Genomic DNA, 24,198 nt, shown 5'->3' with positions numbered 1-24,198 from the left:
TGAACTGGAACCAATATGGCTACCGTCTTCAACATCCTCGCCGTCGTCTTCATGTTCGCCGTGGTGGTGGTCCTGATCCGCGGCCTGATCCACATGCTGCGCGGCGGCTCCGGCAACACCTCGAACAAGCTGATGCAGGCACGCGTGCTGCTGCAGGCAGTGGCGCTGGTGTTCATCCTGCTCACCCTTTATTTCACCCGTGGCGGCTGAGCGGAGCGCGGAATGGTCAAGCTCAACAAGATCTACACCCGCACCGGCGACGATGGCACCACCGGCCTGGGCTCGGGCGAAAGGCGGCTGAAATCAGACCTGCGCGTCGAAGCCTATGGCGCCGTCGACGAGACCAATGCCTGCATCGGCATGGCGCGGGTGCATACCGCGACGGAGAACCCCGACATCGACGCCATGCTTTACCGCATCCAGAACGACATGTTCGATCTCGGCGCGGACCTGTCGACCCCCGACACCGGCAAGGACCTTGGCTACGAGCCGCTGCGCATCATCGCCAGCCAGACCGCGCGCATCGAGGCCGACATCGACGTGCTGAACGCCGGTCTCGAGCCGCTGCGCTCGTTTGTGCTGAATGGCGGATCGGCGGCGGCAGCAGCGCTGCATCTGGCCCGCACGGTTGCCCGCCGCGCCGAGCGTGTGATGGTGGCCTTGGCGCAGGACCCCGGCGAACACGTCAACCGTGAGGGCATCCGCTACATCAACCGGGTTTCCGACCTGCTGTTCGTTGCCGCGCGCGTGGTCAATGACAACGGAAAAGCCGATGTGCTATGGGTTCCCGGCAAGAACCGCTGATTTGCTGATAAGGTTGCCGGGAGGGCGGAAGCGAGCCGCATGTTCATTCCGCTCTATGATTCCAATCACCTGCGCCACATCAGGCTGCAATATGTCACGCTCAGCCTGATCGCGATCAACGTCATCGTGTATCTCCTGACCACGGTCGGCGGCGAGGACTTTGCCACCGCTGCCGTGCTCGGGCTCGGCTACATCCCCTCCGTCGTGCACGATCTGGCGGAGCTGTCGCCGGATCTGATCATCATTCCGGAAAACTTGAGCTACGTCACCTATTCCTTCCTGCATGGCGACATCTTCCATCTCGGCGGCAACATGCTGTTCCTCTGGGTGTTCGGCGACAATGTCGAAGATGCGCTCGGGCATTTCCGCTTCCTGGTGTTCTACTTGCTCTGCGCGGTCGCCGGCGCTTTCCTGCACGGGCTGATCCTGCCGGATTCGCAGACGCCACTGATCGGCGCCTCGGGCGCCATCGCCGGCATCGTCGCCGCCTACCTGATCCTCTACCCCCGGGTGAAGGTGTGGGTGCTGGCCTTCGCCCGTATCCCGCTGCGCATTCCGGCCTGGATCCCACTGATCCTGTGGGTCGCCTTCCAGTTCCTGATGATCGCCATCGGCGGCGACGACGAGGTCAGTTGGGCGGCGCATGTCGGCGGCATCGTCGCCGGTGCCGTGATGGTGCTCGTCCTGCGCCGCCGCGAGGTGCCGCTGTTTGCCGATGCCGAAGAGGCGGTGCCGAGCCCTGACAAGGCCGAGGCGCCGGCCATGCCGGAGCCCGCTACGCCCGAGCCGCCGACAGCCCAGCCGACCACGCGCTGGGGCCGGCAATAGCGGTCACTGGCACAGCTTTTTTCAAACGATTTGAGCTTCAAGCAGATATTGACGCTAAGGTTAGCCGCAACTACGGTCCCGCCGCTTGCGGCAGCCCTCCCGCCACCAAAAGCGCGAGATCAAGTCTGTTTTTCCGCCCAATATGTCGGCAATCGACAATTGCGTGGGGCCAAGCGCTGCTATAGCGCGCACAATATCGCTGTTCAGAGAGGTACCAGCCCATGAAAGTTCTCGTCCCGGTCAAGCGGGTTGTCGATGCGAACGTGAAGGTGCGCGTGAAATCGGACGGCTCGGGCGTTGAGCTCGCCAACGTCAAGATGGCGATGAACCCGTTCGATGAGATCGCGGTCGAAGAGGCCATCCGCCTCAAGGAAGCCGGCAAGGTCGAAGAGATCGTCGTGGTTTCGATCGGACCTGCGCAGGCCCAGGAAACGCTGCGCACCGCTCTCGCCATGGGCGCCGATCGCGCCATCCTGGTGAAGACCGACGAAGCCGTCGAGCCGCTCGGCGTCGCCAAGGTGCTGAAGGGCGTGGTCGAGGCTGAGACGCCGGGCCTGGTGCTGCTCGGCAAGCAGGCGATCGACGACGATTCGAACCAGACCGGCCAGATGCTGGCGGCCCTGCTGGGCTGGGCCCAGGGCACCTTCGCCTCGAAGATCGAGCTCGCCGGTGATCATGCCAACGTGACGCGCGAAGTCGACGGCGGCCTGCAGACGGTGTCGCTCAAGATGCCGGCGATCGTCACAGTCGACCTGCGCCTCAACCAGCCGCGCTATGCCTCGCTGCCCAACATCATGAAGGCCAAGAAGAAGCCGCTCGACGAGAAGTCGGCCGCCGACTTCGGTGCCGACATCACGCCGCGCCTCAAGGTGCTGAAGACCGAGGAGCCGGGTGGCCGCAAGGCAGGCATCAAGGTCAAGACCGCGGCTGAGCTCGTCGACAAGCTGCGCAACGAAGCCGGCGTGCTCTAAGCGAAGCGGAAAGGGATCAAAAACATGGCAATTCTCCTCATCGCCGAACACGACAACGCTTCGCTCTCCGACCAGACCGCCAAGGCGCTGTCGGCGGCCCTGAAGATCGGTTCCGACATCGACGTGCTGGTCGCCGGCAAGGGCGCCAAGGCAGCGGCCGATGCAGCCGCCAAGCTGAAGGGCGTGCGCAAGGTTCTGCTCGCTGAAAGCGAAGAACTGGCCGAACGCCTGGCCGAACCGACTGCGGCACTCGTCGTCGGCCTCGCCGGCAACTACGACACCATCGTCGCCGCTGCCACCTCGACCGGCAAGAACGTTGCTCCGCGCGTCGCTGCCCTGCTCGACGTCGCCCAGGTCTCGGAAATCATCGAGGTCGTCTCGGCCGACACCTTCAAGCGTCCGATCTATGCCGGCAACGCCATCCAGACGGTGCAGGCACCCGGGGCCAAGAAGGTGATCACCGTGCGCACTGCCTCGTTCCAGGCAGCCCCCGAGGGCGGTTCAGCCGCCGTCGAGGCGGTTGCTGCAGCCGCAAATCCCGGCCTGTCAAGCTTCGTCGAGAACAAGCTGTCGGAGAGCGATCGTCCGGAGCTGACCTCGGCCAAGATCATCATCTCGGGTGGCCGCGCGCTCGGTTCGTCGGAGAAGTTCCAGGAAGTCATCCTGCCCGTCGCCGACAAGCTCGGCGCCGCCGTCGGCGCCAGCCGTGCTGCGGTCGACGCCGGCTACGCTCCCAACGACTGGCAGGTCGGCCAGACCGGCAAGGTGGTCGCCCCCGATCTCTACATCGCCTGCGGCATCTCGGGTGCGATCCAGCACCTCGCCGGCATGAAGGACTCGAAGGTCATCGTCGCCATCAACAAGGACGAAGAAGCCCCGATCTTCCAGGTGGCCGACTATGGCATCGTCGGCGACCTGTTCACTGTCCTGCCCGAGCTCGAAAAGGCGCTTTGACGCCCGATCAGCTCAGGGATTAAAATGTGATGGCCGGGGTAGACGAGTGCTACCCCGGCCATTTAGTTTGCATTGCACAAAACTAAAAGAGCCTGCGACGGGATAGGTGTGATGACGGGTAAGATCGAGACGATCGGCATTGTCGGCGCTGGCCAGATGGGCGGCGGTATCGCACATGTTTCGGCACTCGCCGGCTACAGTGTACTGCTCTACGACTTGTCGCCGGAGCGCATCGAAAAAGGCATCGCCACCATCAATGGCAATCTGGCGCGCCAGGTCGCTTCGGGCAAGCTCGAGGACCAGGCCCGCAAGGATGCGATGAACCGCATCTCGTCCGCACCCGCCATGGCCGACCTCGCCAGCGCCGATCTCGTCATCGAGGCGGCGACCGAAGACGAGACGATCAAGCGCAAGATCTATGCGCAGCTGTGTCCGCAGCTGAACCCGGAGGCGATCCTCGCCACCAACACCTCGTCGATCTCGATCACGCGGCTGGCCGCCCAGACCGATCGACCCGAGCGCTTCATCGGTATCCACTTCATGAATCCGGTGCCGGTGATGAAGCTGGTCGAGCTGGTGCGTGGTATCGCCACCGAAGACAAGACTTTCGAATCCGCCAAGGCCTATGTCGCCAACCTCGACAAGACGGTGACGGTCTCGGAGGATTTCCCGGCTTTCATCGTCAACCGCATCCTTTTGCCGATGATCAACGAGGCAATCTACACGCTATATGAAGGCGTCGGCACCGTCGAAGCCATCGACACGGCAATGAAGCTCGGCGCCAATCACCCGATGGGACCGCTGCAGCTCGCCGACTTCATCGGCCTCGACACCTGCCTGTCGATCATGCAGGTGCTCCACGACGGCTTGTCGGACTCGAAGTATCGCCCCTGCCCGCTGCTGGTGAAATATGTCGAAGCCGGCTGGCTTGGCCGCAAGACCGGCCGCGGTTTCTACGACTATCGCGGCGAGCATCCGGTGCCGACACGCTGAACCGCGTTGCGGCGGACGCTTCGCCCGCGGGCAGCCTGATGTCTCAGTTCGGGAGTCCGGTGTGAAACCAGCTCGGTGTCATATCTGACGGCATGGCCGCCAGCTCGACCCGGTTGCGCCCCGCGCCCTTGGCTTCGTAGAGATGCAGGTCGGCGACGCGGAACAGCTCTTCGAACATCACCGGCCGGTCGAACAGGGCGCCGCCTACGCTGACCGTCAGCGTGTGGTTGTTGCCGCCTGGCCTGAACGGCGCGTCGGCCACTGAGCGGCGGATGCGCTCGGCGATATCGGCAGCGTTGACCGGTGTCACGCCAGGCAAGAAGACCGCAAATTCCTCGCCGCCGAGGCGGCCGAGCATGTCGTCGCGCCTCAGGCAAGGCTGGATCGCCGCGACGATGACGCGCAGTGCCTCATCGCCTTCGGCATGGCCGAAACGGTCGTTGACCATCTTGAAGTGATCGGCGTCGATGACGAGCAACGCGCCCATGGCGCGCTGGCGGCGCGCGATCTCGCGGGTAAGCACATTCTCGACGCGGGATGAGAACGCCCCCCTGTTGAGGCAGGCGGTCAGTGCGTCGGTCGAGGCGGCGACAACGAGCTTGTGGTTGACGACGGCCAGTTCGCGCAGCTTGAGCGTCAGGTAGAAAAACAGCGGTGCTGCCAAAAGTATCGGCACGAGCGTCGCTTCGATCAAGGCGAGACCGAGCATTTCCGAGCCGGCATTGCGAAACAGGGCAATCGTGACCACGAGCGAGACGGCGACACAACCGAGCGTTCCGAACACTGTCCAGCCCGCGAGTTGCAACCATGCCCTTGAAGACAGTTTCGTCAACGATGCCGGCAAATCTGACACCTCCTGGATCGTGAGCCGATTTTCGATCAGGCTGCATGAACAAGAGGTTAGCACAGGTCGTCAAATTCAAGCGATCGCTCACGATTGCTGTCGGACAGCCATGCGCACGTCGAAAGCTCAGCAAGACACAACAGCAGCGAGGTTCGTCGCCCTCCCTCTAGACGCGCTTGCCGTCGCTGCCGAAGAAATGCAGCTTTTCCCGCCGCGTAAAGATCGGCAATTGGTCGCCCGCCTGCACCTCGGTGCGGCCAGCGACGCGCACCACGATCTTGCCGCCGCCAGCCGCGCAATAGAGGAAACTCTCGGCGCCCACCGGCTCGACGCCCTCGACCCTGGCCATCAGCCGGAGGCCGTCACTGGATGCAGCACCATCGGCGCCGACTTCGCAATCCTCGGGGCGGAAGCCGATCGTCGCGGCGTTGCCTGCTATTTCGGGCAAAGTCACCGCATCTTCGAGCTGGCCGCCGCGCAGCGGCAGAAGGTTCATCGGCGGCGCGCCGATGAAGGAAGCGACGAAGGTCGATGCCGGCTTTTCATAGATGTCGAGCGGCGCGCCGAGCTGTTCGACCAGCCCGCCATTCATCACCACCAGAACGTCGGCCAGCGTCATCGCCTCGAGCTGGTCATGGGTGACATAGACCGAGGTGACGCCGAGCTGGCGCTGCAGGCTCTTGATCTCGACGCGCATCTGGCCGCGCAGCTTGGCGTCGAGGTTGCTGAGAGGCTCGTCGAACAGGAACACCTTGGGGTTGCGCACGATGGCGCGGCCCATGGCGACGCGCTGGCGCTGGCCGCCCGAGAGCTCACGCGGGCGACGTTCAAGCAGGTGCTCGAGTTCCAGCGTCTTGGCAGTGGTCCGCACGCGCTTGTCGACCTCGTCCTTCGGCATGCCGCGGTTGCGCAGGCCGTAGGCCATGTTGTCGTAGACCTTCATATGCGGGTAGAGCGCATAGTTCTGAAACACCATGGCGATGTCGCGCTCGGTCGGGCCGACGGCGTTGACCACCTTGCCGTCGATCGAGCAGGTGCCGGCCGAAATAGTTTCCAGCCCTGCAATCATGCGCAAAAGCGTGGACTTGCCGCAGCCCGAGGGGCCGACGAGCACGCACAAAGCCTTGTCGGGAATGGCGATGGAGACGCCCTTCACCGCTTCGACCCCGCCGGCATAGACCTTGCGTACGTCCTTGAGATCGACGGTTGCCATTATTTCTCCGTATCGACGAGGCCGCGGACGAACCAGCGCTGCATCAGCACAACGACCAGGATGGGCGGCACGATGGCCAGCATGGATGTGACCATCACCAGATGCCATTCGGTATCGGCATCGGCAAAGGAGATCATCTTTTTCAGTGCAATGACGATGGTGTTCATGTCGTTACGGTTGGTGACGAGCAGCGGCCAGAGATATTGCGTCCAGCCATAGATGAACAGGATGACGAACAACGCCGCGATATTGGTGCGCGACAGGGGCAGCAAGATATCCTTGAAGAAGCGCCAGGGGCCGGCGCCGTCGACGCGCGCGGCCTCGACCAGCTCACCCGGGATGGTGAGGAAGAACTGGCGGAACAGAAGCGTCGCGGTGGCGGACGCGATCAGTGGCAAAATCAGCCCAGTGTAGGTGTCGATCAGGCCGAGATCGACCATCACCTTGTAGGTCGGCAGGATCCGCACCTCGACCGGCAGCATAAGCGTGATGAAGATCAGCCAGAAAAACACCATGCGGAACGGAAAGCGGAAGAAGACGATGGCATAGGCCGACAGGATCGAGATGACGATCTTGCCGATGGCGATGCCGAGCGCAACGATGGTGGTGTTGACCAAAAGGGTTGCGACGCTGACCCCGCCGATGCGCCCGACGCCGCCGAACAGCGCCTCGTAATAATTCTCGACAAAACGGTCGCCGGGCAAAAGCGGTAGCGGCGGACGCAGGATCGTCTGCAGCGAATGGGTCGAGGCAACGAAGGTGTAGTAGATCGGGAACGCGACGATTACGATGCCGAGGATCAGGATGGCATGCGCGACGTAAATGCCGGCGATCGACTGGCCGATCATCAGCTTGTCGTGACCGCTCGCAGGCACAAGGGCTTTCGGCTCAGCCATAATGCACCTTCCTCTCGACATAGCGGAACTGGATGGCGGTGAGCGCGATCACGATGACCATCAGGATCACCGACTGTGCCGCCGAATCGCCGAGGATCAGATTGACGAAGCCGTCATTGTAGACCTTGTAGACCATCGTCTCGGTCGCCTTGCCCGGCCCGCCGCCCGTCACGGCATGGATGATGCCGAAAGTGTCGAAGAAGGCGTAGACGGTGTTCACCACCAGCAGGAAGAAGGTCGTCGGCGCCAGCAGCGGAAAGACGATGGTCCAGAAGCGCTTGTTTTCGCCGGCGCCGTCGATGGCCGCCGCCTCGATCAAAGTCTTGGGGATCGCCTGTAGGCCGGCGACGAAAAACAGGAAATTATAGCTGATCTGCTTCCACGACGCGGCAGCCACCACGAGCACCATCGCCTGCTCGCCATCGAGCAGCGGGTCCCAGTTGATGCCGAGCCAGCGCAGGCCATAGGCAAGCGAGCCGATCGAGGGGTTGAACAGGAACAGCCACAGCATGCCGGCAATGGCGGGTGCGACCGCATATGGCCAGATCATCAGCGTGCGGTAGAGCCCGCGGCTGCGCACCACCTTCTCGGCCATGACGGCGAGCAGCAATGCCGTCGCCATCGCCACCGCCGCGACCGAGATCGAGAAGATCGCAGTCACCTGGATCGAGTTGAGGTAGTTGGGGTCCGACAGGACCTTCTTGAAATTGTCGAACCAGACGAATTTCGACGACAGCCCGAACGGGTCCTCGCGCAGCATCGACTGGCGCAACGCCTGGCTGGCCGGCCAATAGAAGAAGATCAAGGTGATCGCCAGCTGCGGCGCCACCAGCAGGTAAGGCAGGATCTTGTTGGGAAAGACGACGCGTGGGGACAATGAGGGCCTCTGGTTACGCGTTTGTCAGAAATGGCCTGGCGCCGCATTCTTCGGCCCAGCGTTTGCGCTGCCCCTCACCCTTACCCTCTCCCCGTGAAGAACGGAAAGAGGGAGCGGGCCACCTTGCCGCTTGTCCCTTCTCCCCGTCATAAGGGGAGAAGGTGCCGGCGGGCGGATGAGCGGCAGCGCTACGATGGCATCAAGCGGGCGTCAGTTGCCGATCGCTTCCTGGATCGCCTTGTTGCCGCGCGTGACAGCGTTGTCGAGCGCCTGCTGGGCGGTCTGCTGGCCGGCGAGCATCTTTTCGAACTCTTCGTTCTCGATGTCGCGGACCTGCGGCAAGTTGATGAGGCGCACGCCCTTCGAGTTTTCGGTCGGGGCCTTGCCCATCATCTGGGTGATCGGAATCTCTCGGCCCGGGTTCTTGTCATAGAAGCCGGACTTCTTGGTTTCTTCATAGGCAGCAATGGTGACCGGCAGGTAGCCGGACACCTGGTGCAGGCGGGCCTGAATCGGCGTCTGCGACAGGAAGGTGAAGAAGGCTGCGACGCCCTTGTACTCTTCGTCCGATTTGTCGCCAAAGACCCAGAGGCTGGCGCCTCCCGGGATGGTGTTCTGCGGTGTGCCTTCGAGATCAGGATAGTAGGGCAACTGGCCGAGGCCATAGTTCATGCCCGACTTGATGACGTCGCCCAAGCCGCCCGAGGACTCGGTGAAAAGGCCGCATTCGCCGGCGAGGAAAAGCTGTTTGGCCTCGGAAGTGCGACCGCCATACTTGAAGGTGCCGTCCTTGGCGAGGTCGGCGATTGCCTGGAAGTGCTTGACGAAGGGCTCCGAATTGAACTTCAGCTCGACGTCTGTCCCGGCAAGGCCGTTTTCGTTGGTGCCGTACTGGAGGTTGTTCCAGGCGGCGAAATTCTCCAGGCCGATCCAGGTCAGCCAGGTCGAGGTGTAGCCGCAATTCGCAGCGCCGCTGGTCTTGATCTTCTTGGCGGCTTCGAAGACTTCCGGCCAAGTCTTGGGCGGATTGTCGGCATCGAGACCGGCCTTCTGGAAGATGTCCTTGTTGTAGTAGAGGATCGGCGAGGACGAATTGTAGGGGAACGACAGCATCGTGCCATCCGGCTTCGAATAATAGGCGACAATACCGGGCAGGTACTGGCTCTTGTCGAAGGCCGCGCCACCCATGGAAAGGATATCGGCGACCGGCTTGACCGCGCCTTCGGCTCCCATCATGACGCCGGTGCCGACGTCGAAAACCTGGATGATGTGCGGCGACTGCTTGGCGCGGAAGGCGGCGATGCCGGCATTCAACGTTTCGGGATAGGTGCCTTTGAAAACCGGAACGATCTTGTAGTCGCTCTGGCTCTCGTTGAATTCCTTGGAAAGCTGCTCGACGACCTCGTTGTTCGCGCCGGTCATGGCATGCCACCATGAGATCTCGGTGACGGCGAAGGCGGAGGTGCTGGACAACAGCGTCATGGTGGCGGCAACTCCGGCCGCGAAGCCTAGGGTCTTCATTGTCTCGCTCCCGTTCTGGTTGGCGAAATGTTTAGTTCCGCTAGGACCAGTATTGTCGGATTATGACAGCGCCACAACAGTTTTGTAGCGATCGTATGAAGGTCGCATTTGGCGCGCTTCGATTTCGCTTTTTCCACAACCACATGACATGCTTTCGTTTTTCTAGAAAACGAAAACAAATTGCCGAGAATTGGACTCACCCCACCTGCCGACAACGCCGGCTAATGAACGGCTGGAAATGGAATGGACATGCCGCGCGGCTTCCTTCGCGGATGAAAACCGCGAAGATGACGGCCTCGACAGTGCAATCTCAAATTGCAGCGGCGCAAAAGCAAACGTGTGTGGACACGCAAGGCCCTAATTGGCGAGCGCCGCCTCGACCAGCTTTTTGGCGTCGGGGCTGGCCCATTCGGCGGGGCCGTTCATGTTGGCAAGCAGGCAGCCTTCGCCGTCGATCAAAAGCGTGACCGGCAGGCCGAGCGCCAGCCCTCGCTTCTTCAGATCGTTGAACACGGCGAGCGTGTTGTCGCGGTAATGGCCAAGCGAGGAGATGCCGATCTCTTCGAGGAACTTCTGCGGCTTGGTGTCGTCGCCGGTGTCGACATTGATCGCCACGACCTCGAACTCCTCGCCGCCCATCTCGCGCTCCAGAGCATCGAGCGCCGGCATCTCGGCGCGGCACGGCGCGCACCAGGTGGCCCAGAGATTGACCAGCAACGTGCGACCGGCATGGTCGGCGATGGTCATCGGCTTGCCCTCGGGATCGTTGAAGGCAAGCGTCTTCAGCGACTGCGGCGGGTCGGCCGGCATCATCGCGGCGACATGGCCGACGGCGACGGCACCCACGGCTTTGGCCTTTTCTGCCTTCGCCGCGCACAGCTTGTCGTCGGGGCTTGCAGAACTGGTGTCGGCGGCGACCGTCGGCTGCGGCGTCTTGTTGCCAGGAAGGGTCGTGCTGACATATACCGCGACCGCGCCGGCGATCACGCCCGCAACGGCGGCAATCAGTATATGGCGTGGGGCTGGAAACATTTTTCTGCGGTCCGACATCTAATCAATTTTCTCCGGAGCCCGGGTATCACGATGAGCGACAAGAAGGCCAGCAACCAGATGTGGGGCGGACGTTTTGCCTCGGGCCCGGCTGCGATCATGGAAGCGATCAACGCCTCGATCGGCTTCGACAAGAAGCTGTATGCCCAGGACATCCGAGGGTCCGTCGCCCACTCCGAGATGCTGGCGGAAACGGGCATTATTTCGGCTGGCGATCAACAGAAAATCGCTCACGGCCTGAACACGATCCTGCGAGAAATCGAGGACGGCAAGTTCGCCTTCTCGACCCGGCTCGAAGACATCCACATGAATGTCGAGTCGCGCCTTGCCGAACTGATCGGCGCCTCCGCCGGACGCCTGCACACTGCACGCTCGCGCAACGACCAGGTGGCCGTCGACTTCCGGCTCTGGGTCAAGGACGAGTTCCATCGCGTCGCCGAGGCACTGAAGGGGCTGATCGCCGCCTTCCTCGAACGCGCCGAGCAGCATGCCTCTACCGTGATGCCCGGCTTCACCCATCTTCAGACGGCGCAGCCGGTGACCTTCGGCCATCACTGCATGGCCTATGTCGAGATGTTCGCCCGTGACCTCAGCCGCGTGCGCGACGCCATCGAACGCATGAACGAGAGCCCGCTGGGTGCGGCAGCGCTTGCCGGCACCGGCTTCCCCATCGACCGCTTCAAGACTGCCAAGGCCCTCGGCTTCCGCGAACCGACGCGCAACTCGCTCGACAGCGTGTCGGACCGCGACTACGCGCTGGAGTTCCTGTCGATCGCTGCGATCTGCGCCACCCACATGTCGCGCCTCGCCGAAGAGATCGTCATCTGGTCGACGCCGCAATTCGGCTTCGTGCGCCTGTCGGATTCGTTCTCGACCGGCTCGTCGATCATGCCGCAGAAGAAGAACCCCGACGCCGCCGAGCTGGTGCGCGCCAAGACCGGCCGCGTCAACGGCCACCTGATCGGCCTCTTGACCGTCATGAAGGGCCTGCCGCTGACCTATTCCAAGGACATGCAGGAAGACAAGGAAGCGGTGTTCGACGCCGCCGAGACGCTCGACCTGATGCTGGCCGCGATGACCGGCATGGTCGGCGACATGACGATCAACGAGCAGGCGATGAAGAAGGCCGCCGGCTCGGGCTACTCGACCGCCACCGACCTAGCCGACTGGCTGGTGCGGACGCTGGGCATGCCGTTCCGCGAGGCACACCACGTCACCGGCCGTGCCGTGGCGCTGGCCGAAAGCAAGAAGGTCGGGCTCGAAAAGCTGGCACTGGAAGACCTCAAGTCGATCCATGACGGCATCACCGACGACATCTTCTCCGTGCTGTCGGTGCAGAACTCGGTGAAGAGCCGCACGTCCTTCGGTGGAACAGCACCTGCAGAGGTCAAGAAGCAGGTTCGCTATTGGAAGAAACGGCTGGCAAAAGCGTGATCTAGCCGGGGTGCAAAGCCCAAGAATCTCCGCTACAAGCAGCGGGGAAATTTTCGCGGACGGATGGAACATGACCGCTGGCAGGATTCTGGTGACGCTCGGGCTGATTGCGGCGGTTGGCATGGCTTCCGCCTGCGGCCGCAAGGGCGACCTCGACACCCCCTATGAGGCTGCCGTGCAGGCGCAGAAGGATGCCCAGAAGGCCGGCCAGCCGGCTGGCCCGGCACCGGTAAAACCGGTCGAGGACAAGCCCTTCATCCTCGACCCGCTGCTCTGAGCCGCTGTTCATTTTCGAAAGCATGCTGCCGTGAACCATTTCGACTATCGTGACGGCGTCCTCCACGCCGAAGACGTGGCGCTGACCGATATCGCCGCTGCCGTCGGCACGCCGTTCTACTGCTACTCGACCGCGACGCTGACGCGTCATTTTCAGGTCTTCTCCAAGGCCTTCGCAGATCTCGATGCGCTGGTCTGCTATGCGCTCAAGGCCAACTCGAACCAGGCCGTGCTGAGGACGCTGGCAAAGCTCGGTGCTGGCGCCGACACGGTGTCGGAAGGCGAGATGCGGCGCGCGCTGGCCGCCGGCATCCCGGCCGGGAAGATCGTCTTTTCGGGCGTTGGCAAGACGGCGCGCGAAATGGACTTCGCGCTGCAGGCCGGCATCCTGTGCTTCAACGTCGAATCCGAGCCGGAGCTCGAGCTTCTGTCGGCACGCGCTGTTGCCAACGGCAAGACCGCACCAGTGTCGCTGCGCATCAACCCTGATGTCGACGCCAAGACGCACAAGAAGATCTCGACCGGGCTTGCCGAGAACAAGTTCGGCATCCCGCGTCAGCGGGCGCGCGAAGCCTATGCCCGCGCAGCAGCCCTGCCCGGCATCAAGGTCACCGGCATCGATATGCATATCGGCAGCCAGATCACCGAGCTGCAGCCTTTCGACGACGCCTTTGCGCTGATGGCCGAGCTGGTGGAAACGCTGAAGGCGGACGGCCATGAGATCGACCATGTCGACCTCGGCGGCGGCCTGGGCATTCCTTACAAGACCGACAACAACCCGCCGCCTTTGCCCGACGCCTATGCCCAGATCGTGCACAAGCGCGTCGGCAAGCTCGGCCTCAAGGTGATGTTCGAGCCGGGCCGGCTGATCGTCGGCAATGCCGGCATCCTGGTTTCGGAAGTCATCTTCGTGAAGGAAGGCGACGCCAAGAATTTCCTCATCGTCGATGCGGCGATGAACGACCTGATCAGGCCGACGCTTTACGATGCCTATCACGACATCCGCCCGGTGGTGCAGCCGGCAGCAAACGTGCCGCGCATGACCGTCGACATCGTCGGTCCCGTCTGCGAGACCGGCGACTACCTCGGCCTCGACCGCGACCTGCCCAGGCTGAAGGCCGGCGACCTGATTGCCGTCGGCACGGCCGGCGCTTATGGCGCGGTTCAGGCAGGCACCTACAACACGCGGCTGCTGGTGCCCGAAGTTCTGGTCGACGGCGACCGTTTCCATGTCGTCCGCCAGCGCCGGACCTATGAAGAGCTGATCGGCCTCGATTCCGTGCCCGACTGGCTCGCCTGACGGCGCACCAGATTGTCAGGGTGAGCAGGGAATTCTACGGCGTTCCTTACGCCTGCCCCGGAAGTGCTGTGCGTTGAGCTTCACGATTACGTTGGTCGCCTCGCCTTCGCCGCGATTGATGGTATTCTCCCAGAGGCAGGGTGGCTGCATCCCGCGCCGCCCAAGCGGAAGGGCCGATGACGGAACCGACACGACCAGCGCTGCATCGTAGCATTGCCGCCGGCCTGGGCAGGACGCGCCTGGCCATCGCCACGGCGATGATCGTCGAGCGCGGCTGGCCGCTGGTGTTGCCGCTGATCGTTATTGCCAGCCTGTTCGTCAGTCTGTCCTGGCTCGGCCTGTTCCGGCTCCTGCCCGACATGGCGCGACTGGGGCTGGCCGTGACCTTCGTCGCAGCCGCGTTGGCCTCGCTCTATCCGCTGCGCTTTTTCCGCCTGCCGAGCTGGGCTGAGATCGACAGCCGTCTCGAACGCGCCAACCAGCTGCTGCACACGCCGGTGCAGGTCCAGACCGACAAGCCGTCGGGCAAGCCGGACAGCTTTGCCGACGCCTTGTGGCGCGAGCACCAGAAGCGCATGGCCGAACGGCTTGGCACGCTGGGCGGCGACCTGCCCCGGACGCAAGTACCCGAACGCGACCCATGGGCACTTCGCGCCGCCGCTGCCCTGTTGTTCGTTTGCGCCTTCGCATTTTCCTTCGGCCCGACCGGCGGCCGGCTGGGCGACGCCTTCCGGGCGCATGCGGCGCACGACACTGTGCCGCCGCGCATCGACGCCTGGGTGACGCCGCCGACATATACGGGCAAGGCACCGATCTTCCTGACCGCCGATGCAAGCAGGGACGTTCCTGTCATCAACGTGCCCGAGGGCAGCGAACTGTCGCTACGCGTCACCGGCGGCTCGGGCGACGAAACGCTCGCCTTCACCGATGCCGCAGGCACAGTGCGCGACATCGTACCCAATGGCGTCAACACCGACGCAGCAACGCCTGTCGCGACAGGCCCGGTTGCCACGGTCAGGCAGTTTGCCGAAAAGCTCACCGCCCAGGGTAAGCTCACGCTGAAATCCGGCGACGACGAGCTCGACAGCTGGGCCTTCACCGTCATTCCCGACAGCGCGCCGAAAATCAGCTTCGTCGGTGAGCCCAAACGCGCCGTCAACGGCACGCTGGAACTGACCTACAATATCGAGGACGACTATGGCGCGGCCTCGGCCAAGGCCGAATTCGCCCTTGCCGACGCGCAGCCGCTGGATGCACGCCCGCTCTATGGCCCGCCCGAAATGCCGCTTTCCCTGCCCCGCCGTGGTGCGACCAAAAAGCCGGTGAAGGCGACGCGCGACCTGACAGAGCATGTCTGGGCTGGTGCTTCGGTGAAGCTCACCTTGCATGCTAGCGACGATGCCGGCCAAGAAGCCAAGAGCGAAACCAAGACGATCATCCTGCCGGAAAAACCGTTCACCAACCCGCTCGCCCGGGCGGTGATCGAACAGCGGCGCCTGCTGGCGCTCGACGCCAACGCCAAGCGGCGCGTGCTTGATCTGATGGACGCGATCACACTGCGTCCCGAGGACACGATCGACAATCTCTCGCACTACCTGGCGCTGATGAGCGCCCGCTCACGGCTCAAGATGGCCAGCTCTGACGACCAACTGCGCGAGGTGGTCACCTATCTCTGGCAGGTGGCGCTCGGCATCGAGGACGGCGACCTGTCGGCGGCGGAAAAGCGCCTGCGCCAGGCCCAGCAGGCCTTGCAGGACGCGCTCGAACGCGGCGCCAGCGACGAAGAAATCGACAAGCTGATGGCCGAGCTGCGCGAGGCGATGAACGACTTCCTGCGCGAGTTCGCCGAACGCAACCAGCAGAACAAGACCGCGCAGGACCAGACGCCGGCCCAGGAGCTGCGCCAGAGCGACCTGCAGCGCATGCTCGACCAGATCGAGAACCTCGCCAAGTCGGGCAACCGCGACCAGGCGCGCGAGTTGCTGTCGCAGTTGCAGGACATGATGAACAACCTGCAGGCCGGCAAACGGCAGCAGGGTCAGCAGGGCCAGCAGAATTCCGAGATGCGCCAGCAGATGGACAAGCTCGGCGAGATCATGCGGCGCCAGCAGGAGATGATGAACGAGACCTTCCGCATGGACCAGATGCAGCGTGGCCAAGGCGAGCAGAGCGATCCCTTCGGCGAGAACGGCGAGCCCGGCCAGCAGCAGCAACAGGGCGAACAAGGCCAGCAAAACAAGGGCCAGCAGGGCCGGCCGATGACGCCGCAGGAATTTGCCGACGCGATGAAGCAGCTGCAGCAGGGCCAAGGGCAGCTGGAAAAGGACCTCGAAGCGCTGATGAAGGGGCTCGAGGGCCTCGGCATCAAGCCGGGCGAAGGTTTTGGCGACGCCGGGGAATCGATGAACCAGGCCGAGGGTTCACTCGGCAAGGGCGAAAGCGAACGCGCCGTCGGCCACCAGGGCCGCGCGCTGGAAGCGCTGCGCAAGGGCGCCCAGGACATGATGCAGCAGATGCAGGCCATGCAGGGCGACCAGGGCGGCAGCGGCGAAGGCGGCCGCCAGCAGAATGCCGACCGCGACCCGCTCGGCCGGCCCCGCGCCACCACCGGTCCCGACTTCGGCGACTCGACCAAGGTGCCCGACGAGATCGACGTGCAGCGCGCCCGCCAGATCCTCGACGCCATCCGCAAGCGCCTGGGCAATGCGCTCAGCCCCGAACTGGAGCGGAGTTATCTCGAACGCTTGCTGGAGCTGCGGTAGCCGCGAGCTCACTACGTTTGTTCCTCCTGTACCGACGCACTCCGCCCCACCCCTCTCTGTCCTGCCGGACATCTCCCCCGCAAGGGGGGAGGTTAGTCTCGTCACCGGCACTGCTCATCCTGTCACGTGGTAGCAACGGGCCGTGTGGCTGGTGGTTGGCGGTGGGGGTCGATGACGGCATGATCTCCCCCCTTGCGGGGGAGATCCGGCGGGACAGAGAGGGGTGCGAGAGGCGCGAGTTCGAAGGCGTAATGCTCAAATCGCTCACGCCTTGGCGCCGCACACCCAGCCTCAGCCGGGAACCATGCCCGCCTCCTGCGCCATCGCAAAATCCTTCTGGCTGGCGCGCTGGAAGGCGGGGCGTGCTGCCAAGCGCTCGACATAGTCCAGGAACACCGGCTTCTCGGGCAGCGTCTTCAGCACACGGATGCCGAAATTGATGCCGCCGCCGATCTGGGTGTCAGCTGCGGTGAAGCGGTCGCCTGCGATGTAGGGGCGCGAGGACAGCGTCCTTTCGAGATTGTCGACCATCTCGCTGAACGAGCCGTAGGAATAGCCGCTGCCCATGAATTCGTGACCATACGCCTTGGCCGCCAGCACTGGGTCGAACACCGAATCGGCATAGACGAGCCAGGTCAGGTAAGGCGCGCGCAGCTTGTCGCCTATGGCAGGTGCAAGGCCGGCTTCGGGGAAGACATCACAGAGATAGGTGCAGATTGCCGCCCGCTCGGTGACCAGGATGCCATCGTGGATGATCGCCGGTACCTTCTTGTTGGGCTGGATCGAACGATACTCTTCCGGCACCCCGCCAGGTGCGCGGATATCGACCTTCTCGACCGTGTAGGGGGTGCCGAGTTCCTCAAGCAGCCAAAGCACGTTGGACGCGCGCGACCAGGGCGCGTGGTAAAAGGTGATCATAACTTCCTCCTCATTTCAGAATGCCGCCTGCATAACATTGGTCTCCTGACAGCCTTTTGTCAGGAAGCATGGCAGGATACGGCTTGTTCCCAGCGATCAGCGCCGCTGATGGAAAGCCTCGCGGATGGCGTCGGCCATGGCGTCGACGGCTTCGCTGTTGGCGCGCGGATTGCGATGCATGACGACCCTGGTCGTGTCGATCGCCCCGAATCCTTCGGCCTCCGTCAGCTCGCGGCAATCCGGTGGAATGTTGCTGCGGGCCATCGGCGCCAGCGCCAGTCCGGCGGTGACGGCAAGGGAGAGGCCGTTGGTGGTATCGCTGGTGTAGGCGAAACGGTAATCGATGCCGCGCTGCTCGAGTGAGCGAAGCGCATACTCCCGCGACCAGCCGTGGCGGGTGTACATGGCAACCGGCAGCGGCCGCTCCAGATGCAGCTGGTGGTGAATGGAGGTCACCCAGACCGTCGGGTCATTCATCAGGACTTCGGCGCCCGATGGAAATTGCCACTCGAAGACCACGGCAAGATCAAGTTCGCCGGCCGCGAGCGAAGCCAGTTGGGAGACCGAATAGCCGAACCGCACCGTCACCTCCACCTTCGAATGGCGCTTGGCAAAGGCACCCAGGGCACGCGACAGAACAGGCTGGCCATATTCCTCTGGGATGCCAATGCGGACCGGTCCGCCAAGCGGCGCCGCGCGCATCGACGACGCCGTTTCATCGAGCAGGGCAACGATGCGGCGCGCATTTCCGACGAGCTCGGTGCCGCGTTCGGTCAGGGCGACGCCGCGCGCGCCGCGCGTGAACAGCACCTCGCCGACGACCTCCTCGAGGCGCTTGATCTGCATGCTGACCGCGGACTGGGTGCGCCCGACACCTTCGGCCGCGCGGGTGAAATTGCCGCTCTCGGCAACCGCGAGGAAGGTGCGCAGCAGGTCGCTGTCGAGGCGTGCGGTCATGAAAACGTTTTCAGCCATAAGAAATTCTAATGGCTGCCATCATTCCAATTCGTTTGCATCGTGTCAAACGGCGGGGAATAGTCCCGCTACCCATTGGAAGGTGGTCGCAAGAGATGCGGCTGCGGACTGGTAATACCGTCCTCACTTTCACCCGCCGCAATCTTGCCGGCGGGTATTTTTTTGGGGCAGCTGTGCGCCAGTCGCTGTCGCCGCTGGCCCAACAGGAGGCGCCGACAAGCGCTCTCGTTCCGCCCGATCTCAAGGTACAAATATCGGGACGACCTCTTAGCCAGGCACTCCTGCACCATGCACAACAGAACGCTTCTCGGCATCCTCTGCCTTTGCCTGGGCGTGCTGGTGTTTTCGATCCAGGACGCGCTGATCAAGGCCGTGGCCGGCACCTATCCGGTCAGCGAAGCGCTGCTGATCCGCGCCGTGGTGGCGTTGCCGATCCTGCTCCTGCTGGTGCATCGCGATGTCGGGCTTCCGGCACTCGCCTCGCCCAACTGGCGCTTCCTCGCAACGCGCTCGACGATCCTGTTCGTGTCTTACTGCGCCTACTACCTGGCGATACCGGCGCTGCCGATCGCCGATGCGGCGGCGCTCTTCTTCCTGACGCCATTGCTGATCATGACCATGGCCGGTCCCTATCTCGGCGAACCGGTGCCGTGGCAGAGCCTTGCCGCCGGCACGGTCGGGCTTTTCGGTGTGGTCATCATGGTCAATCCCGGCGCCGGCATCTTCGAATGGGCGGCCTTGCTGTCGCTCGCCTCGGCGTTTCTCTACAGCTTCTCGCAGCTGATGGCGCGCAAGGTCGGCGTGACGGAAAGTGCGACGACAATGGCCTTCTACCAGAACGCCGCCTATCTCTTCGGCGCCGTGCTGATCACCACGATCTTCTCGGCCGCCGGCTTCCAGCAGACAGGCCATCCCAGCCTCGATTTTTTGATGCGGCCATGGATCTGGCCGAGCCTGCGCGACTTCCTGATGATGGGCGCCTGCGGCATCATTGCCGCTGTCGGCATGGTGCTGCTTGGCCAAGCCTATCGGCTGACGCCCGCCAACAAGGCGGCGACTTTCGAATACACCGGGCTGTTGTGGGCACCGCTGTGGGGCTTCCTGTTATTCGCCGAGGTGCCCGGAACCGGCACGGTGATCGGCGCGCTGCTGATCGTCGGCGCCGGTATATTCGCGCTGAATGTCGGGACGCGGACGCCTCAGGCGGCGCCGGCGAGCGCCACTGCCGACTGAGCAGCCAGCGCCCGCGAAACGCGGTCACGAATGTCGTTGAGCGTGAACGGCTTCTGCACCACATCGATGATGATGGCGTCGAGTTCCTCTGCGCGCTCGCGCTGGTCGGCATAGCCGGTCATCAGCAGGATCGGCAGCCCGGGATAGGCGCGTGCTGCATTCTGCGCCATCTCGATGCCGTCCATCTCCGGCATGCGGATGTCGGTGACGATCAGGTCGTACCCGCCGCGCTCTGCGTGAATGGAGTCGAGCCCTTCGGCGCCATCGCAAGCGACGTCGACCTTGTGGCCGGCGCGTTCGAGCGCGCGGGCTGCGAGAGTGCGGACGGACTCATCGTCCTCAACGATCAGAAGTTTTGCCATGGCGGCGATATTTGCCGCGACTGGTTGACGATTCCTGAATGCCGCAAAATTTGTGATTAGCGGCTGATCAGTCTTCGCCCTTGACCACTCCGACGAAGGGCAGTTCGCGGAAGGCGTGCGCCACATCCATGCCATAGCCGACGACGAAATAGTCGGGACAGTCGAAGCCGACATAATCGGCATTGAGGTCGGTCTTGCGGCGCATGCGCTTGTCGAGCAGCACAGCGATCGAGCAGCTCTTGGCGCCGCGCGACATCATCAGCTCGCGGGTGAACTTCAGCGTCTTGCCCGATTCGAGAATGTCGTCGATCAGCAGGACGTCGCGGCCGGCAACCTCGTTGTCGATGTCACGCAGCACGCGGACCTCGCCGCTCGTGGTGCCGGCACCATAGCTTGAAATGAAGATGAACTCGACCTCCGGCGACAGGCCGACGTCGTGCATGGCGCGGATCAGGTCGGCGGCGAAGATGAACGAACCCTTCAGCACCGAGATGACCAAAAGGTCAGTGTAGTCGTGCGCCGCGATATCCTTGGCGAGTTCGAGATTGCGCCGTGCGATCGCCGAGGCGGAGAACAGCACTTCGATTTCCTTGTCGCGCACAACAGGCATGACAGCATCCTATTCCGAGAAAGCGACCCTGACGGTCTTTACCCCGTTCATAGGCACGTCGAGCCGGCTCGAAAAGTCCCATCTTGCGCCGGCTGCCACCGGAACCGTGCCTGTCCCCAGCCTGTAACGCAGGACTTTACCGTCTTCGCCGGTGACGGCGATGACGATCGGCGGCAGCGATACCGCCCTGTTTCCGTCGTTGAAAGCGGTGCCGTCGACGAGCAGAAGCGGCTTTCGGCCGGAGCTGTCGATGCGCGAAACGACGTCGGCGAGGCGCAGCTTCGGCGCCTGCCATGACAGCGGAAACGCCGCAGCATGCAGCACCTGGTGTCCGCCGGCGACCCAAAACGCCATTGCCACCAAGGAGATACAGGAGAGCCAGAAGATCGGCCCGCCGCGCGTCGGCCGGGCGTCCAGCCGCGAATGCGCTGGCCTGAGCATCTCCATTCCGCCCCGATTGGCTGGCTGAGTGGCGAGGACAGGCTGGACGGCGGATGATTCGTTTCGGCGATCGGCGCGAGCCACGACTTCGAAATCGGCGTCGACAATGTCCAAGGCAGGCGCGCGCTGGGGTTGGGCGGATGTGTCGCGGCCGTCATCGGTCATGATTTCGCCGGAAACCGGGCGTGCTTTCCGCTGCTCAGCCATCAGACCCCTTAGACATTCTGCCGAGAGGGGGTAAACGGAAATGGTTAATGCTTCGCCACCGAGGTGCTTCGGCGCCCCATTCCGGACGGAAATTAACCGTCTCTTAACCATGCGGACCCATGGTCGTTTCGTAGAAACGGGCAGCCAGGGTCCCGATGAATCTCCGTGGATTCGCAAGTTCCCAGGGTTTCGTAAGTTCCCAATGTTTCGCAAGTTCAAGGTCTGCAGCACGTGATCCGCTTCGAGAATGTCGGCCTCAGATACGGGATGGGACCGGAGATCCTGCGTGACATCTCCTTCCACATCCCCGAGCGCTCGTTCCAGTTCCTGAGCGGGCCGTCGGGCGCGGGCAAGACCACCCTGCTGCGGCTGCTGTTTTTGTCGCTCAAGCCGACGCGTGGCCTGATCAGCGTCTTCGGCAAGGACCGTTCGCGCATCTCGCGCACCGAGCTGCCGCTGATGCGCCGGCGTATTGGCGTGGTGTTCCAGGATTTCCGCCTGCTCGACCACATGACCACCTACGAGAACGTGGCGTTGCCGCTGCGCGTGCGCGGGCGCGAAGAGGCAAGCTACCGCACCGACGTCACCGAACTGCTCAAATGGGTCGGCCTCGGCGAGCGCATGCATGTGCTGCCGCCGGTGCTTTCGGGCGGCGAAAAGCAACGCGCCGCGATCGCCCGCGCGCTGATCGAGCAGCCCGAGATCCTGCTGGCCGACGAGCCAACCGGCAATGTCGACCCGCCACTGGCGCGGCGCCTGCTCAGGCTGTTCATCGAGCTCAACCGGCTTGGCACCGCGGTGGTGATCGCAACCCACGATCTCGGCCTGATGGACCAGGTCGATGCTCGGCGCATGATTCTCGCCGGCGGAAGGCTCGACATCTATGACTGAGGCCCAAGCCGACAGCAGCACACACCACGAGGAATTCGAGGACGAATTCGAGGATGCGCCGCTCCAACAGCCGGCGCCAAGGCTGCAGCGCAAGACCGCCCCCATCGTGCCGTCACAGAACATCGCCGGCCGCGCGCTGGTGCTGGTCATCGCCATCATGACGTTCTTGTCGTGCCTGACGCTGGGTGCGGTCACGCTGGTGCGCGACACCGCCTCGGTGTGGGAAAACCAGATCGCCCGCGAGGCGACGATCCAGATCAAGCCCGCCGAAGGGCTGGACATGGAGGCGGCACTGGAGACGGCCGCACGCATCGCCGGCGAATTCGCCGGCGTCAGCGGCACCAAGATCGTCGATCGCGCCGCTACCGCGCGGCTGCTCGAACCGTGGCTCGGCTCGGGATTGAACATCGACGAGCTGCCGGTGCCGCGGCTGGTGATCGTCACCATCGACCAGAGCAGCCCGCCCGATTTCGGCGCGATGCGCCAGGCGATCAGCCCCAAGGTGCCAACCGCCACGCTCGACGATCACCGCACCTGGGTCGACCGGCTGGTGGCGATGGCGCGCACGACGGTCACCATCGGCACCGGCGTGCTGGTGCTGATGCTGGCAGCGACTGTGCTGTCTGTGGTGTTTGCGACGCGCGGCGCCATGGCCGGCAACGGCCACATCATCGAGGTGCTGCATTTCGTCGGCGCCGAGGCCAATTTCATCGCCAGCGAGTTCCGCCGTCACTTCCTGCTCACCGGCATGACGGGTGCGGCCGCCGGTGGCGTTGCCGCTGTGGTGGTCTTCATCATCTTTTCGTGGTGGTCGTCGCTCAATCTCGCGACGCCGGAAGCCGACCAGGCAACCGCCCTGTTCGGCAACTTCGCCATCGGCCTGAACGGTTATCTCGGCGTCGCCGTGATCGTCGCTGTCATTGGCGCATTGACTGCCGCGACATCACATTTCACCGTCGTCAGCTATCTCGGCGACATCGACGTGCAGCATCCGGAAAGGATGTGATCACCGATGATGTCACTTTGTTGCAGAATGTGCTTAGATAGGCGCTGCAAAAGCCGCAATCCCTGCTTAACCATGGCTTCGTGATGGGTCAGAACGCGCTCGCCGCATCGGGGACGGTTTCCGGATCGAAAATCTACCCGGCCGGGCTCAAGCCGCGCCGGAGAAGTGTTTTTTTGCGCCGCATTTTGTTCATCCTCGTCGCAGCGGCCTTCATCTTCACCGGTGGCTTCGCGCTGTTTGCAACGCATGTCAGTCGACTGACCACGCCGGCCAACCCTGCCAAGGCCGACGCCATCATCGTTTTGACCGGCGGCCAGTCGCGGCTGGATGCGGCACTAGACCTGCTCAAGGCCGGCAAGGGCGAACGCCTGCTGATCAGCGGCGTCCATCCCTCGGCAACGCGCCGCCAGCTGCAGCTGGCGACGCGCAGCGACAAGTCGCTGTTCAACCGTGTCGACATCGACCGCGCCGCGCTCGACACCATCGGTAATGCCGAGGAAAGCGCCAAGTGGGTCGAAAGCCACGACTATGCCCGTGTCATCCTCGTCACCAACAACTACCACATGCCGCGCAGCATGCTGGAAATGGGCCGGCTTTTGCGCAAGGCCAGCCTGGACCCCTACCCGGTCGTCAACTCCAAGCTTGGCGAAGGCCGCTGGCTGACCAAGCCCGAAGCGTTCCGCGTGCTGTTCACCGAATACAACAAGTACCTGCTGGCGCTCGCGCGCGGCATCGTGCCGGTCAAGCCGACCTCGGACGGCATGGTCGTGGTGCAGGCCGCCGCCGAATAGGCACTCTGCCACGCAAAAGCTCATTCCAAGACGAAGCGGCG

General features: G+C 63.4%; 25 protein-coding genes. 14 read left to right on the top strand and 11 right to left on the bottom strand.

The window, feature by feature from the left end; genetic code table 11:
* Positions 1-15: 15 nt before the first annotated feature.
* The 6 genes from H5P29_RS09620 (at position 16) to H5P29_RS09595 (ending at position 4,550) form a co-directional block, all read left to right on the top strand.
* Positions 16-210 carry a twin transmembrane helix small protein gene (locus H5P29_RS09620; RefSeq protein ID WP_067957711.1) on the top strand — a complete coding sequence of 65 codons (195 nt, stop codon included), beginning with the start codon at positions 16-18 and terminating at the stop codon, positions 208-210.
* 12 nt (positions 211-222) lie between these two features.
* Entirely contained in the window at positions 223-804 is a 582-nt protein-coding gene (locus tag H5P29_RS09615; protein ID WP_154386142.1) for a cob(I)yrinic acid a,c-diamide adenosyltransferase, read from the top strand.
* 39 nt (positions 805-843) lie between these two features.
* Positions 844-1,632 (top strand): rhomboid family intramembrane serine protease, encoded by a 789-nt coding sequence (locus tag H5P29_RS09610; protein WP_067957706.1) that lies wholly within the window; start codon positions 844-846, stop codon positions 1,630-1,632.
* 221 nt (positions 1,633-1,853) lie between these two features.
* Complete coding sequence (locus H5P29_RS09605) at positions 1,854-2,603, top strand: electron transfer flavoprotein subunit beta/FixA family protein (protein ID WP_067957703.1); 750 nt, start codon at positions 1,854-1,856, stop codon at positions 2,601-2,603.
* 24 nt (positions 2,604-2,627) lie between these two features.
* Positions 2,628-3,557 carry an electron transfer flavoprotein subunit alpha/FixB family protein gene (locus H5P29_RS09600; RefSeq protein WP_067957700.1) on the top strand — a complete coding sequence of 310 codons (930 nt, stop codon included), beginning with the start codon at positions 2,628-2,630 and terminating at the stop codon, positions 3,555-3,557.
* A gap of 111 nt (positions 3,558-3,668) precedes the next feature.
* Entirely contained in the window at positions 3,669-4,550 is an 882-nt protein-coding gene (locus H5P29_RS09595) for a 3-hydroxybutyryl-CoA dehydrogenase (RefSeq protein WP_067966133.1), read from the top strand.
* A 43-nt stretch (positions 4,551-4,593) separates the two neighbouring features.
* Here the strand turns inward: H5P29_RS09595 and H5P29_RS09590 are convergent, their stop codons facing one another.
* The 6 genes from H5P29_RS09590 to H5P29_RS09565 form a co-directional block, all read right to left on the bottom strand.
* The gene (locus tag H5P29_RS09590; protein WP_154386141.1) at positions 4,594-5,334 is read right to left on the bottom strand and encodes a GGDEF domain-containing protein; all 741 of its coding nucleotides are present in this window, start codon (positions 5,332-5,334) and stop codon (positions 4,594-4,596) included.
* Between the two features lie 226 nt (positions 5,335-5,560).
* On the bottom strand, positions 5,561-6,607 hold the full coding sequence (ugpC, locus tag H5P29_RS09585; RefSeq protein ID WP_154386140.1) for a sn-glycerol-3-phosphate ABC transporter ATP-binding protein UgpC: 1,047 nt from the start codon (positions 6,605-6,607) through the stop codon (positions 5,561-5,563).
* Positions 6,607-7,455: a sn-glycerol-3-phosphate ABC transporter permease UgpE gene (ugpE, locus tag H5P29_RS09580; RefSeq protein ID WP_154386175.1), complete on the bottom strand. Its 849-nt coding sequence runs from the start codon at positions 7,453-7,455 to the stop codon at positions 6,607-6,609. Before ugpE ends, ugpC begins: the two co-directional genes overlap by 1 nt.
* Before the next feature lie 40 nt (positions 7,456-7,495).
* Positions 7,496-8,380, bottom strand: a complete 885-nt coding sequence (gene ugpA / locus H5P29_RS09575) for a sn-glycerol-3-phosphate ABC transporter permease UgpA (RefSeq protein ID WP_067957693.1) — start codon at positions 8,378-8,380, stop codon at positions 7,496-7,498.
* Between the two features lie 210 nt (positions 8,381-8,590).
* Positions 8,591-9,901: a sn-glycerol-3-phosphate ABC transporter substrate-binding protein UgpB gene (gene ugpB, locus H5P29_RS09570; RefSeq protein WP_067957691.1), complete on the bottom strand. Its 1,311-nt coding sequence runs from the start codon at positions 9,899-9,901 to the stop codon at positions 8,591-8,593.
* 357 nt (positions 9,902-10,258) lie between these two features.
* Complete coding sequence (locus H5P29_RS09565; RefSeq protein ID WP_067957688.1) at positions 10,259-10,951, bottom strand: TlpA disulfide reductase family protein; 693 nt, start codon at positions 10,949-10,951, stop codon at positions 10,259-10,261.
* Positions 10,952-10,984: 33 nt separating this feature from the next.
* Between H5P29_RS09565 and argH the strand changes: the two genes are divergently transcribed.
* The 4 genes from argH (at position 10,985) to H5P29_RS09545 (ending at position 16,723) form a co-directional block, all read left to right on the top strand.
* Positions 10,985-12,385 (top strand): argininosuccinate lyase, encoded by a 1,401-nt coding sequence (gene argH, locus H5P29_RS09560; RefSeq protein ID WP_067957685.1) that lies wholly within the window; start codon positions 10,985-10,987, stop codon positions 12,383-12,385.
* A 70-nt stretch (positions 12,386-12,455) separates the two neighbouring features.
* A complete protein-coding gene (locus tag H5P29_RS09555; RefSeq protein ID WP_154386139.1) occupies positions 12,456-12,662 on the top strand; it encodes a lipoprotein in 207 nt (68 codons plus the stop codon).
* A gap of 30 nt (positions 12,663-12,692) precedes the next feature.
* Positions 12,693-13,961, top strand: coding sequence for a diaminopimelate decarboxylase (lysA, locus tag H5P29_RS09550; protein ID WP_185910318.1), 1,269 nt, complete (start codon positions 12,693-12,695; stop codon positions 13,959-13,961).
* Between the two features lie 176 nt (positions 13,962-14,137).
* Positions 14,138-16,723: a TIGR02302 family protein gene (locus H5P29_RS09545; RefSeq protein WP_154386138.1), complete on the top strand. Its 2,586-nt coding sequence runs from the start codon at positions 14,138-14,140 to the stop codon at positions 16,721-16,723.
* Positions 16,724-17,014: 291 nt separating this feature from the next.
* Here the strand turns inward: H5P29_RS09545 and H5P29_RS09540 are convergent, their stop codons facing one another.
* Together H5P29_RS09540 and H5P29_RS09535 are read right to left on the bottom strand one after the other, a co-directional pair.
* Positions 17,015-17,641 carry a glutathione S-transferase family protein gene (locus tag H5P29_RS09540; RefSeq protein WP_154386137.1) on the bottom strand — a complete coding sequence of 209 codons (627 nt, stop codon included), beginning with the start codon at positions 17,639-17,641 and terminating at the stop codon, positions 17,015-17,017.
* 96 nt (positions 17,642-17,737) lie between these two features.
* The gene (locus H5P29_RS09535) at positions 17,738-18,598 is read right to left on the bottom strand and encodes a LysR substrate-binding domain-containing protein (RefSeq protein ID WP_067966130.1); all 861 of its coding nucleotides are present in this window, start codon (positions 18,596-18,598) and stop codon (positions 17,738-17,740) included.
* Positions 18,599-18,904: 306 nt separating this feature from the next.
* Here H5P29_RS09535 and H5P29_RS09530 point away from each other — a divergent pair, with 306 nt between their 5' ends.
* The gene (locus H5P29_RS09530; RefSeq protein WP_154386136.1) at positions 18,905-19,849 is read left to right on the top strand and encodes a DMT family transporter; all 945 of its coding nucleotides are present in this window, start codon (positions 18,905-18,907) and stop codon (positions 19,847-19,849) included.
* Here H5P29_RS09530 and H5P29_RS09525 read toward each other — a convergent pair.
* From H5P29_RS09525 to H5P29_RS09515, 3 genes are all read right to left on the bottom strand, one after another.
* Positions 19,816-20,211, bottom strand: coding sequence for a response regulator (locus H5P29_RS09525; protein ID WP_154386135.1), 396 nt, complete (start codon positions 20,209-20,211; stop codon positions 19,816-19,818). The genes H5P29_RS09530 and H5P29_RS09525 overlap by 34 nt on opposite strands.
* A 67-nt stretch (positions 20,212-20,278) precedes the next feature.
* Positions 20,279-20,821, bottom strand: coding sequence for a hypoxanthine phosphoribosyltransferase (gene hpt / locus H5P29_RS09520; protein WP_067957665.1), 543 nt, complete (start codon positions 20,819-20,821; stop codon positions 20,279-20,281).
* A 9-nt stretch (positions 20,822-20,830) separates the two neighbouring features.
* The gene (locus H5P29_RS09515) at positions 20,831-21,580 is read right to left on the bottom strand and encodes a hypothetical protein (protein WP_154386134.1); all 750 of its coding nucleotides are present in this window, start codon (positions 21,578-21,580) and stop codon (positions 20,831-20,833) included.
* Positions 21,581-21,700: 120 nt separating this feature from the next.
* On the opposite strand from H5P29_RS09515, the gene ftsE reads away from it, so the two are divergent.
* From ftsE to H5P29_RS09500, 3 genes are all read left to right on the top strand, one after another.
* Positions 21,701-22,360, top strand: a complete 660-nt coding sequence (ftsE, locus tag H5P29_RS09510) for a cell division ATP-binding protein FtsE (RefSeq protein WP_067957659.1) — start codon at positions 21,701-21,703, stop codon at positions 22,358-22,360.
* Positions 22,353-23,366, top strand: coding sequence for an ABC transporter permease (locus H5P29_RS09505; protein WP_154386132.1), 1,014 nt, complete (start codon positions 22,353-22,355; stop codon positions 23,364-23,366). Before ftsE ends, H5P29_RS09505 begins: the two co-directional genes overlap by 8 nt.
* A 173-nt stretch (positions 23,367-23,539) precedes the next feature.
* Positions 23,540-24,157 (top strand): YdcF family protein, encoded by a 618-nt coding sequence (locus tag H5P29_RS09500; protein WP_246340916.1) that lies wholly within the window; start codon positions 23,540-23,542, stop codon positions 24,155-24,157.
* Positions 24,158-24,198 lie beyond the last annotated feature (41 nt).

The sequence above is a fragment of the Aminobacter sp. MDW-2 genome (genome assembly GCF_014250155.1).
Classification (GTDB): Bacteria; Pseudomonadota; Alphaproteobacteria; order Rhizobiales; family Rhizobiaceae; genus Aminobacter; species Aminobacter ciceronei.
This window is presented reverse-complemented; position numbering and strand designations above follow the sequence as displayed.